This is a genomic window from Candidatus Accumulibacter phosphatis (assembly GCF_012939955.1).
Classification (GTDB): Bacteria; Pseudomonadota; Gammaproteobacteria; order Burkholderiales; family Rhodocyclaceae; genus Accumulibacter; species Accumulibacter delftensis.
Genome location: NZ_SPMY01000116.1, coordinates 1 through 11,566, shown reverse-complemented (window position 1 = coordinate 11,566; position 11,566 = coordinate 1). Strand labels below are relative to the sequence as shown.

The 11,566-nt window shown below is 60.1% G+C and carries 8 protein-coding genes and 1 pseudogene; 2 read left to right on the top strand and 7 right to left on the bottom strand.

All coding sequences use genetic code 11. From position 1 onward, the window contains the following. The 4 genes from E4Q23_RS22505 to E4Q23_RS22490 all read right to left on the bottom strand — a co-directional run. On the bottom strand, positions 1-1,193 hold a 1,193-nt coding region (locus tag E4Q23_RS22505), incomplete at its 3' end, for a KAP family P-loop NTPase fold protein (protein WP_248595655.1). A 320-nt stretch (positions 1,194-1,513) separates the two neighbouring features. Beyond that, complete coding sequence (locus tag E4Q23_RS22500; RefSeq protein ID WP_169068657.1) at positions 1,514-2,110, bottom strand: hypothetical protein; 597 nt, start codon at positions 2,108-2,110, stop codon at positions 1,514-1,516. Further along, the gene (locus tag E4Q23_RS22495; protein ID WP_169068656.1) at positions 2,107-6,591 is read right to left on the bottom strand and encodes an AAA domain-containing protein; all 4,485 of its coding nucleotides are present in this window, start codon (positions 6,589-6,591) and stop codon (positions 2,107-2,109) included. The genes E4Q23_RS22500 and E4Q23_RS22495 overlap by 4 nt, the downstream gene beginning before the upstream one ends. Next, entirely contained in the window at positions 6,588-6,785 is a 198-nt protein-coding gene (locus E4Q23_RS22490) for a hypothetical protein (protein WP_169068651.1), read from the bottom strand. Before E4Q23_RS22490 ends, E4Q23_RS22495 begins: the two co-directional genes overlap by 4 nt. 845 nt (positions 6,786-7,630) lie before the next feature. Between E4Q23_RS22490 and E4Q23_RS22485 the strand changes: the two genes are divergently transcribed. Both E4Q23_RS22485 and E4Q23_RS22480 read left to right on the top strand, forming a co-directional pair. Beyond that, entirely contained in the window at positions 7,631-7,813 is a 183-nt protein-coding gene (locus E4Q23_RS22485; RefSeq protein ID WP_169068655.1) for a hypothetical protein, read from the top strand. Between the two features lie 2 nt (positions 7,814-7,815). Continuing rightward, positions 7,816-9,066 carry a PDDEXK nuclease domain-containing protein gene (locus E4Q23_RS22480; RefSeq protein ID WP_169068654.1) on the top strand — a complete coding sequence of 417 codons (1,251 nt, stop codon included), beginning with the start codon at positions 7,816-7,818 and terminating at the stop codon, positions 9,064-9,066. 378 nt (positions 9,067-9,444) lie between these two features. On the opposite strand, the gene E4Q23_RS22475 is transcribed toward E4Q23_RS22480, so the two are convergent. From E4Q23_RS22475 to E4Q23_RS22465, 3 genes and pseudogenes are all read right to left on the bottom strand, one after another. After that, complete coding sequence (locus E4Q23_RS22475; protein WP_169068653.1) at positions 9,445-10,434, bottom strand: tyrosine-type recombinase/integrase; 990 nt, start codon at positions 10,432-10,434, stop codon at positions 9,445-9,447. Then, positions 10,431-11,016, bottom strand: a pseudogene (locus E4Q23_RS25450) (tyrosine-type recombinase/integrase). The gene E4Q23_RS22475 and the pseudogene E4Q23_RS25450 overlap by 4 nt, the downstream one beginning before the upstream one ends. 320 nt (positions 11,017-11,336) lie before the next feature. Continuing rightward, positions 11,337-11,566 (bottom strand): tyrosine-type recombinase/integrase (locus tag E4Q23_RS22465; protein WP_169068652.1); only part of this gene is annotated, 230 nt, incomplete at its 5' end.

Genomic DNA, 11,566 nt, shown 5'->3' with positions numbered 1-11,566 from the left:
GATTCATCGACACCGACGCCTTGGGCACGAGACATCGACATGCGAATCGACAGCGCGTTGAGGAAGCGCTTGATCAAGCGCGGATTGCCCGCGATGCCGGTCGCGCTTGTCATCAAAGGCGCAAGCCGATCTGCGGCATCGAGGCGCGCAATCAACGCATCAGAGAGTTTGTCGTTCAGACTTCTGAGGAACTTGAGATCGACTCGCTTTCCTTGCCATGATCGCCCCAGCTGCGAGCACACCTCTCCTCGAATTCGTTCCTTCTCTTTGGAATCAAGGTCGCTGTTCTCGATAAACAGCATCATCATGTATGCACGAACCTCTTGCGTCCCCAACGGCGGAACACGAATCGGAACCTGAATGAGTTTGTCGAAATAGTTGATGACGAGCTCATCGTCAACGCCTTGGAAGTGGCGCTTGACGGCGTGCTTGATCATCTGGTCATCGGCAGCGATAACGAACGCCGTGTGCTTCAAGAACAGAAGAAGACGAATGGCCTCCAACGTGGAGATCGTGGTTTCTGGAAGGCACCGATCCAGATCGTCGATGAGCACCACCAATGTGACGCCCATCTCCTTGAGCAACTCTTCGAAACTCGTGCGGAGAGCTTCAATCTCCTTTGGCGGCGAAGTGGTCCTTTTAGGCTTGATCAAGCCTGTCGCCGTTTTCTCAGCTTCTCCCGCTGCCGATTTGACTGCGTCAACCGCTTCCTTGTCGACATCACCAGCGACCAAGATCTTGCCGAATCCCCAGAGTTCCCCGAGGAGGCCTGCAGGCGGTATGCCTAACGCCAGCGAGGCAGCGGAGCCGGCTGCGAGCTTGATTGCGCGAAACCAGTTGACCCGTTCGAGCAACTCCTTCGCTTTGCCTATTCCCGTCTTTCGCTCGTCAGCCTCCTTCGCCAACGTCGAAGCGACCACTTCGATCAGCGCGGCGCGCGCGTCGTCATACCCTTGATAGAGCCATGCATTGAACTCGACAAAGATGAACTTGCTCGGCTTTGACTCTTCGTCATGCCGCGCCGACAACTCGGTGCGAATCAGCTTGATCATTGAAGACTTCCCGACACCCCACGCGCCGGAAACGCCAATTGAGATTGGCCGCGACTGCGCCTGCTCGATGATCTCAGCTACCGTCTTAGCAATACCGCCGAAATTCAGAAAATCCTGTGCCGTCTCGTTGTCTGTCCACATTGTCGGATGTCCTCTCTACTTTCCAGCGCTTCGCAACTGGAGGTTGTAAGCCGGAACTGCGGAAAATTCAGTCATCCCAAGTCCAGTCCTGCCACGAGCGCATCCGGGTTGATCACCTTGCCGTCGCTTTGGAACGTGTAGTGTCGCCAGCCTGGTGACACGGCTGCTCGTTCGATCCCTTATGGCATGGCAATCGTGGCCAGATGCAGATCCAGCGGAATTTTCGGCGGTTCCGGCGTACCCTCTAGTCGGGGGCTGGATGTTCTTGGCGATAGACTTACGGGATGGCGTTCCTTTATGCCGCTGGTCCACGACCGCTATCATCCGCCGCCGACCCTCTGCCGCAACAGCACGCCATAAGCTGTGTTCACCCGCTTGGCTTCCGCCTGAAGCTGGGCGCGCTTCTCCGCGTTCATGGCGCTCACTCGCGCCGGCGATGCTTGCTGGACCAACTCGCGCCTGGTCTGCTCTATCGACTCCCACGTGGAGCCCGGCGTGGCCTTGAGCAACTTGTATGCGTCGTCGACGGGCATGGTGGGAGGCTCTGGAGGCGTGGGCTTTGGCACTGCCGCGCGCGGCACCAGTGGCTTGGCTTCTGGTGCAGGAGGCCGCGGCTGCGTGACAACTGGTGGCGAAACAACCGGGGGCAACGGCGCTTGCTCCCATAGTTCTGGCTGCCGAACTGGAGGCGCCGGTGACTTCACCGGTGGTGGCGGCACGGGAACCACCTCCGCCGGGGCCAGCGGCGCGGCACTGGACATCGCCGCCTGCACTTCGGCAAGAAGCGTTACTGCTCGGGGCACATGCCGGTTTTGCAGTTCATGCTCCAACTGCCTGAGCGTCCCAGGGTCTCCCCTCAATGTCTCGAAGAGGGCCTCTAGCTGCGCGATGTTCTGGCGCATCAAGGGGCGTTTCATACCTGTAGGGCCTCCTGCTCCGGCTCCGGCTCTTCTTCAACTCCGTACGGGTCGACTTCTTTGTAGTGGACCCAGACGGTGTTGTCGACAGACTCCGCTCCCAGCGGCTCGATGCCCAGCCGCTGGAGTGTCTGCAGCAGGTCGCCGAGCACTGCCTCGCGCCGCCGGACGAAGCTGGATGCGAAGCACCGCCAGAACGTCCAGCCTGCCCGCTCAAGCACGCGCTGGCGAGCCATATCGTCCTGCCATTGGCCTGGGCCGTGAAAGCGGTCGCCGTCGCACTCAACGGCCAGACGTCGTCCTTCGTTGCCCTCGATGACAAAGTCGATGCGGTATCCGCCACAGGCCACCTGTGGCTCAATACGGAATCCACGCTTTACCAGTTCGTCGAACATTTCCAGCTCGAAGCCTGAGTCACACCTTTCGCGCAACGCCTGCACCTTTTTGGCGTCCTGCCGGAACGGCTGTTTGAAATGGTGGATGACCTTGCCGTTGAGCGAGTCCTCCCGGAAATCTGTCTCGGCGACCGAGCGGAACAGGTACATGCGATCCCTGGCACGCGACAGAGCTACGTTGAATCGCTGGTGTATGTCTGCCCGGTTAGCCGCGGCCCGGTCACCACGTCCCAGAACCATCGAGACCATCATGATGTCTCGCTCCCTGCCCTGGAACACCGGCGGCGGGCCGATGGCAATCTTCCGAGCAACAACGTCGACCGGCGAGATCTGCTCGCTGACCAGTTCATGGATGCGGGCGGCTTGGGCGGTGCCCAGCAGTGTTACGACGCCGATGCTGCGGCCGTCGAACTGCGAGTCAGCGAGGATGGTCTTGATTTCGTCAACGATTGCCTTCGCCTCTCCCGCATTCACGTCTCCCTCGCGATGGCCACCCCTGACGAACACATCGACTAGCGGCGGGTCCAGACGCTCGTTCGCTTTTGGGACGCGCAGCGGCCGAATGTCGTTCTGATAGAACTCCCGATTCGAGAACTCAATGATGGCTGGCACACAGCGGAAGTGCTCTTTCAACATTACCGAGTTACCGGCGAAAACGACACGAGCCAAGTCGTAGATAGACTTGTCCGGCGTCATTTCCGAGCCATGCGGCTGGTTGGTGAGGAACCGGTTGATGAGTTCCCTGATCCTCTCTTCGGCCATGCCGACTGCCGACGGTGACACTTGCTTGTGGTCCCCCACGATGAGTACCTTCCGGCCGCGAAGTAGTGCCGGGAGCGCCCAGATGTCTGATTGGGATGCTTCGTCGATGACAACGAGGTCAAACAGCCCAACCTCGGGCGGAATCGTCTCCGAAACGCGCCACTGCGGCAACACCCAGCAGGGGACCGCTTGGTAGGCACGTAACATCGCATCGCGCGCCGTTTTTCGGTGTCGCACGGCGCGCACCCCGGTGCCGGCTCCCATCGCCTGAACCGCATTCAGGTAGGCCTGGAGAGCCTGCCGCACGGCGTCGGGAGAGTTGTTGAACACGCCCAGCCAGGTCTTCTCTGCAACGAGCTCCTGGTACGTGCGGGCCAGCGCGGTCGTGAGCGTCTTGCGTTCCTCGAACAGCTCGCGCAGCTTGTGATGGCCGTCAATCCTGTCGAGGAACATAACCATCTGTCGCCAATTCCAGGCGTCAAGCCAGCTTGCCGGCGTCGTGGCGTCCAAGTCGGCGGTCGCCGGCTCAGTGCGCAGGCGCTTCGCCCACTTGGTGGCTCCGGCGGCTTCGATGCTCGCCGTCATTCGAGAAATCTCGTCGAGGTAGGGACGCAGCGCAGTGAGCCTGGACAGTTCCGCCTGCAACTCCAGCCAAGTGGCTTGAAGCACGGACTCGTCAGCTGCTGCACGACCGAGCTCCTCAGTCAAGAAACTGCGCAGCTTACTGACGATACCGCCTCGGCAGCCTTCAAGCTTGCGCACGAGTTCCTGCACACGCTTCATCGCATAGGCCAAGCGGCCCTTGTCGACGTGCGCCTGAAGGCTGGTGTATACGTTCGCCACAAAGGCCTCGCCACCGTCCCACATGCGGTCGGAAGTCTTCTTGCCGACCACCTCCGCTAGGCGGGCATGCAGTTTTGCGTCGAAGTCGAAGGTCAGCCGGCGTACGTCCTCGATGCTCGATTGCCATTGCGCGATCTTTTTGAAGCCGGATTCGACGCCCGGTTCTGGAACTTCAAGTCCGAACTCACCCGACAGCGAGCTCCAGCGGGCAAGCGCCTTCCTGGCCTCTGTACGCCAGGTAAGCGTCTCCTGAACTGCCTCCCAGTCACCCTTGGAAACAGGCACCACGCCGGTGACCGTCACGGAGGCAATCATCTTGCGGGCCTCGCCCTTACCGAATGGCAGTCCGAAGGCACTCTTGCCTGCCACCAAGCGTGTCACTGCGTCGGCGAAGTCCTCTTTCAGCTCGGCGTCTGCCGGAGCATCGATGGCCTTGGCGACGAGCCCGAGGCGCTGATGCTCTAGTTTGCGCACCTCAGTCACGACGGCCAGCAACGCTTGCAGTACGGCGTCGCCGGGTTGCATGTCTGCCAACCGCTTGCCTAGCGCATTCAGCCACGGCTGGCGCGTGCCCACCAGCTTGGCTTTCAGCGCCATACGTTCCTCCAGGAACTTCAGCAGCGTCTGGGCTTTCTCAAAGGTCTCCAAGCGGGAGTCAGCCAGCGCGAGGGTTTTGCCCTGGATGACGCTGGCGTCGATGGACTTGGCTTTGACGAGGTCGCGATGCAGATCCAGAACGTCGGCCCACACGGGGAAGCCATCTGGCGCAGGAAGCGAGCAACCCACGTACATCAGGTCATCGCCGACAGCAATGCGTGCCCGCCGCAACCCATTGATCGCGGCGTCGTCGAACGACAGCTCGCCATCCTTGGTCGATGGCGGTTCATCGTCGAACCACTGGTGCGATTCGGCATGCTCCAACACCAGCTTGGCCATCTCCTCAGGCGTCACCTCGCGGCCTTGGAACGGGTAGTTCCGCATGTGCTTGGCAGCGTAGTCCGCAACGGTCCGGTCAACGTGGGCGATTTTGGCGTGAAGTTGGTTGAGCTTTCCCTCGGCCGCCGCGATGCTGGCTTCCGTCCGCGTCGGGTTTATGGACGCGACCCGCGATGCGATGGTCTGGATGGAGTGCTCAAACTGCTTCATCCCGTTACGCTCGTCGGACAGCAGCGACACGCTCAAGGGGCGAACAACCTCCGGCAACTTGTCCTGCAACACCGCTAGTGCGGATTCGCCCTTCGCTGTGACCAGCACTCGTTTGCCCTGAGCCAGGTAGTGGCAAATGACGTTGGCGATCGTGTGAGTCTTGCCCGTCCCGGGCGGCCCCTGAACGACAACGCCGTCATTGGCGTGCAGTTTCTGGACGATGGAGACCTGCTCGTCGTTGTAGGGCATCGGGAAGTACAGCTCCATTGCGCCCGAGCCACAGTCGCTGGTGGATAGGCCACGGAACGGTTGCTCTGGCCGCACCCGGACTGCCAAATCTCCGCGCTCGACGAAGCTTCGGATCACGCTCGGCAGTGTTGTCGCTTCCTCAACCTTCTGCTTGAGGCGACGGATGTCCTCCAGGAAGATGTCGCCCGAACGCTTACGCCCGAATAGCACCCACGTGTTCGTGATCGTGAGCTTGTCACCGGGGACTGGAGGGGTGACGTCGTCGGTGCGCACCTCGTAGGCGCCCGAAGGGTCCAGGTGTCCCACTGCGGCCTTGAGTGTACCGTCGTATGTTGACGACTCGAACGGGTTCACCCGGTTCGTGCCCGTAGACAGCGTGCTGCGCCAGTAGGCCTCCAGTTGCCTCACGCCGGGCAGCTCCATCTCCGCGTAGCAGTCGGCCTCCAGGCGAGGCCCGACGTCGCGGGGGCGGACTTCGAGGTCGAAGTTCTTCTCGTTGAGCGTTACCTCGCAGGCCTGCACCAGGAGCGGGAACTTCACCGGCGTGGCAAATCCCTCCTTCTTCCAGGCGGCGTAGCCTATGCCCCAGACCAACTCGAGAGGAGTTTCGGCGCCCTCCGAGGAGATGGCTTGCTGCAGCGAGAACAACTGGTTGTAGCGCGCGATGGTCTTGCGCCGAGGGCGCTCAGCTTGTGCCCACGGCTCCCACTGGTTCGCGACATACCAGTGGAACAGCTCGATAACCTCAGGGTGGTCGTCGATCCGATGGCGCCCGACTTCGCGCTTGCCGTCGTAGACGACCGTCTCACCTTTGAGTTCTGGCGTTTTTTCTGGGCTTTTTGGCAGCGTAACCCATGGCTTTAGCTGCTCATCGGGCTCTGGTGCCGGGATTTCCTTCAGCCGCGGAATCCGCAACCACACGTCATCCCCATCGACCTGCAAATTGAACTGCAGCTCGGGTAACCCCTTGAGCTCGTGCTGGTAGGCAACGAAGAACTCACTCGGGATCGAGAAGGCCGGCTTGGTTCTGAGCTTCTCAACCTGCTCGATGTAGGTGAGCAGGTCGAGTACCAACGCCCTGGTCATTCCGTTGTTCCCTTCGCCTTGACTGTCTTGGCACGCTCTGGCTCTGCGATGCCGTGCTTGTCACAGTGCGCGAACAGCAGCGTCTCCAGCATGTTGGTGAAACTGCGATTCTCGCGGGCGGCTGCCGCCTCCAGTAAAGCCTTGAACTTCGGGGAAACCCGAAAGCTCATTGAAATGGTCTTCGCTGCTGTCATGGCGCGGGTCTCTGTATAGACGTTTACGATACAGAAAACAAAGCATTTCGACTACCGAGCAGATCCGCTCATTTGCGTAGCGGACCTCCTGAGAGGGGTCGCTTCAGAAAACAGGAAACTATCTTACCTTAAGCCATCTGGATACGTCGGTATGCACAACGAAGCACATCGGTTCAGCATATGACGGCTGGTGGCAGACTGTTAGATCTGTCCTTAAGTCGGTTCGCTGTTCCATTGTTTCCTGAACACCACTCTCGTCGTCTCAAGCGAAAAGAAAGGCATGAAGATGATCGAGACCGTGGAGAAGGTCCGATCACGCCGCGGATACGTTCGGGTGCCTGCTTACCCGTCCGGTCCCTTCGCGTGAGCGCAAGCCTTGCCACTTCGTCTTTCACGCCGGCGGTCGTGCGATGCCGGTTGTCCACACAAATCGTGGATAACTCTGTGCGTCCTGCCCGGCAAGCCAACGCCAGCGTGTCCTGAGGCGGACTGCCCGGAGTTTGAGCGACCCCCTTGCTTGTTGAGGGTCCGCAGATCTTCTGACCGCAAGCGCCGTGTCATCCGATCCGGCCGCGAATGGCATTCGTGTGGTGACGGAGCCCCCTCCCCTGCCAGCAATCCAGCATCAACGACAGCCCCCGCTGATTTCGCTTCCTTCCGGGCCAAGTGCGTCAATGCCAGAGTACTATTGGGCTTGTGCCCCTATGCCCGCAGCGTCATAGCGCGTTGGCGTACGGTGGATTTCGATACCTGTCGAACCGTGGCATTCTTGGAAACACGAAATTGGCGCGGTGTACCGGGGCAGGACCCGGAGGGGCGCGGCCATGGCCTGGGGGCGGTTATCCATGAAGTTTGTCAGCAACGCCGGAACTGACCGCGTACTGGATCTGGTACGTCCATGGCTGAAGCCTGGGCACGGGGTGGACATGATTTTGCCGTCCTTGTTGGCTTTTTCCGAAGTGCTCGCCGACGGCGGCAAGATGTCTCGTGTTCGTTTGCATGGGATCGCGCAAGTGCGGAGTTCATAGGCATGGTCACTCGCAGAAGAAAGACTGGGGAAAGCGCTTCTCCGCCGCCACCACCCGCCGGCGAGAGCTCTGCGCTGATCGTTGTCGAGCGGCATGGCGACCTGATGGATCGTGTCGTGGCGATCCTCGATCAGGCGCGTAGCAATGTAGTGCGCGCGGTAAACAGCAACATGGTCATCGCCTACTGGCTGACCGGGCGAGAGATTGTTCAGGCGCTGCAAGGTGGCGAAGAGCGGGCCGGCTACGGCAGGCGCTTGCTTGCCGAACTGTCCGAGGCGCTGCAGCGGCGTTACGGGAGGGGATTCTCCGTAACCAACCTGAAGTACTTTCGACTGTTCTTCCAGGCTTACGCGAACCGTAGCCCCGAGATTCGTCACAAGGCTTGTGACGAATTGGGCGAGGCTGACCAGGCAGGCGTGTTGGCAGACCTCTCTGCCGCGCTTGAGGCCACAGAAGCGCTCAAGGGCTTCTCACCGAATCTGAGTTGGTCCCACTACCGCAGCCTGAGCATGCTCGAACGTCCATCCGAGCGATGCTTCTACGAGATCGAGGCCGAGCGCTGCAACTGGAGCCAGCCGGTGCTGGAACGACAGATTCACAGCCAACTGTTTGCCCGCCTGCTGAAGAGCCGGGACAAGGCTGGAATGCTGCAGTTGGCCAGAGACGGGCAAACCGTTGAGCGCCCGATGGACGTCATCAAGCATCCGTACGTGCTCGATTTCCTCGACCTTCCCGAGGCAGTCAGGTTGCATGAATCGGAACTGGAAGCGGCGATCATCGAGAAGTTGCAGCCCTTCCTGCTCGAGCTGGGAAAAGGTTTCGCCTTCGTTGCCCGGCAGCACCGCGTTGCTACGGAGACGCAGCATTTCTACGTCGATCTGGTGTTCTACAACTACCTGCTGAAATGCTTCTTGCTTATCGACCTGAAGATGGGCCGTTTGACGCATCAGGACGTCGGCCAGATGGATATGTATGTGCGCATGTTCGACGATCTGCGGCGCGGCGACGGCGACAATCCGACCGTTGGGCTGATCTTGTGCGCCGAGCGCGACGAGGTGGTCGCGCGTTACTCGGTGCTCAACGAAAGCCAGCAACTGTTTGCGTCGAAGTACATGCTCTATTTTCCAAGCGAGGAGGAATTGCGCGCCGAGGTCGAGCGCGAGCGAGAGCAAATAGCAGCGGGGCAACGGGCGGCAAGCGTTGCCGATTTGGCAAAGCTTGAGAAATCAAAGCGGGGGCGGAAGTCGAAATGAAACTACATCTTGAATTCGATCTTCCGTATCAGGCCGCGGCCGTCGAGGCCGTCTGCGATTTGTTGGGGGAGCCTCAACACCGGTGTCACCAACCGCCATTTGAACCCCTCGTCCGCCACCGACCAAGAATCGACGATCACGCCAGTGATTCCCGCGATCCGTAGACATTGCTGCGGCGCACAACGTAAGGTCGTTTTTTCTTAACTGGCGATTGGAAACGATGCATGCAAGTGGCTTAGCGTACGATTTGTTCCGTTTCGTGAGTTGCCCCCTAGATTGACGGAATTTTCTGGGATATGCAGAGTCCAGGAATATGCAGAATTGCAGGCGTGGGAGCCTTGTGCTGACGGCCATGTCGGCTCCCATCGCTCAGCATATTCAAGCGCCCCGCAGCGAGGCGATCAGTTTGTCTGGCGCCCGGAACCGTCCTTTTTTTAGTGAGAGCGGCACAACGGCGCTCATTGCATCCAGCTTTTCTGTTGGGTCCGCCCGCAAGTAAATTTCGGTCGTCTGGATGTCTGCATGGCCGAGCCAGAGCGAGACTTTGCGGATATCCCCCGTTGCCTGCAACACCATCATCGCGGCGCTGTGCCTCAGGCTGTGCGGCGAGATGTGCCGTTGCTTAAGCACGGGATATCGTTCGGCGGCCGTCTGAACGTATTTGTTGAGAATGTACTCGAAGCCGGATCGAGTTAGCGGCTGGCCGCGCGCATTAACGAACAACTCCGTCGCCGGCGCCGGACCGCGCACCGCCAACCACGCGCGCAAATCCACGCAAGTCTGCTTCCAGAGTGGGAGCAAACGTTCCCGACGGCCCTTGCCCATGATCCGCACATTGGGCGATGGTTGCCACTCGATCGCATTTATCGGCAGGTTGACCAGTTCCGAAACGCGCAACCCGGCGGAGAAGCATAGGTGGAGCATAGCGCGGTCGCGGATGCCGTCGTGGCGCTGGAGATCCGGCGCATTGAGAACGGTCTGCATCTCATCCATCGACAAATAACTGATCAAGTGGGAATCGGTGCGCTTCGCCGGGATCGCCAAAATGCGCCGGCTTTGTTCCAGCAGCGCCGGCACGCGATGCTCGATAAAGCGCATGAAGGACTTGATCGCCACCAAGCGGGCGTTACGCGTGCGCGGGCCATTGTGGCGCTCGGTTTCAAGGTGTTGCAGGAAGTCCATCACCAATTTGGCGTCGATCTGCTCAAGACTTAGCGCCGATGGCGTAAGCCGCAGTCGCTTGCCGGCAAACTCGAACAGCAACTGGAAGGCGTAGGCATAGCTGTCGCAAGTGTGCTCGCTCGCGCCACGTTGCAGGGGAAGGCGTTCGCGCAAAAAGGCGGTGATATGGGGGGCGATCGGTGTCATGGCGTTTGCTCCTCGAACAAGCGCTCGCATACGTCGACGATATCCTCCATCAATCGTGGCGAGCTTTCCAAATACCAGTACGTGCTGCTTGGGACTGCGTGACCAAGGTAGGTCATCAGTGCCAGCATGTGGCTCCCAATGTGGTCGCGAGCATGCGGGCAAGCTATCAGCGCATTCGACGCAAAGGTGTGACGAAAATCGATCAGCCGGGGCCTCGGCTGCCCTGCTTGGCGGGGAAGACCGCAGGCTGACAGGAGTTTGTGGAATGTCGGATACACTGCGTCGAGACTCAATGGACCGAGCTGTGTCGAGAGGAACATATGGTCATCATTGGTGGCAACTCGGCGGCGTTCGACCAGATATCGCTCCAGTGCCGCCTGGGTCGTCGAGTGCAACGGCACCAGCCGACTTTTTTTTAAACTTCGTGTTGCGGATCACCAAGCCGTCAGCGGAAATGTCCTGGAAATGGAGGCTGATGGCTTCGGAAATACGCAGCCCGGTCGCGGCCAGCAGGCCAATCAAGGTGCTGTAGGTCTGCGCCCGTAGCGTCCCTGGCGGACCAAGGTGCAGCGCTTGCGCCATCAGCGCCTGGATTTCGTTCTCGGTATACAGATAGGGGGTTGGCCGCTGCCGCCGCGCACAATACACGCCCTGCGGCGGGATCTCGTGGCGACCATCGGTAGCATGAGCAAACCGCGCAAAGCGGATGACCATCTTCAAACGGTTGCTGCGTTGCGATTCCGACCGCCCTTGCCCTGCCCAGGCGATGGCCGTCGCGGCGACTATGACGGTGTCTCCTTGCGCACTGGCGAAGCGGACAAAGCCTCGGAGGCGGTGTTCGTCATCGACGAGAGCGAAACCGGCCGCGTGGCGAACAGCCAAATAGGTATCAAGCGCGTCCTTTAGCATGATGTCGCTCCCGGCCACGGCCTGATGACTTGCTGCAATAGTCCGATGTCGACTTTGGCGTACAAGGCGGTGGTGTCGATGCTGCGGTGGCGCAATACTTCGCCAATGACCTGGAGCGAAGCGCCTTGGCGGAGCAACCCGGTTGCCGCCGAATGGCGGAAAATATGGGAACCGAACGACAGCGCCTCGACACCGGCACGCCGGATGGCACGCGTAGCGACAT

Coding starts and splice junctions, on each gene's coding strand:
- E4Q23_RS22495 (WP_169068656.1), bottom strand. CDS start 6,591: ATGACCAGGGCGTTGGTACTCGACCTGCTCACCTACATCGAGCAGGTT.
- E4Q23_RS22475 (WP_169068653.1), bottom strand. CDS start 10,434: ATGACACCGATCGCCCCCCATATCACCGCCTTTTTGCGCGAACGCCTT.
- E4Q23_RS22490 (WP_169068651.1), bottom strand. CDS start 6,785: ATGACAGCAGCGAAGACCATTTCAATGAGCTTTCGGGTTTCCCCGAAG.
- E4Q23_RS22485 (WP_169068655.1), top strand. CDS start 7,631: ATGAAGTTTGTCAGCAACGCCGGAACTGACCGCGTACTGGATCTGGTA.
- E4Q23_RS22480 (WP_169068654.1), top strand. CDS start 7,816: ATGGTCACTCGCAGAAGAAAGACTGGGGAAAGCGCTTCTCCGCCGCCA.
- E4Q23_RS22500 (WP_169068657.1), bottom strand. CDS start 2,110: ATGAAACGCCCCTTGATGCGCCAGAACATCGCGCAGCTAGAGGCCCTC.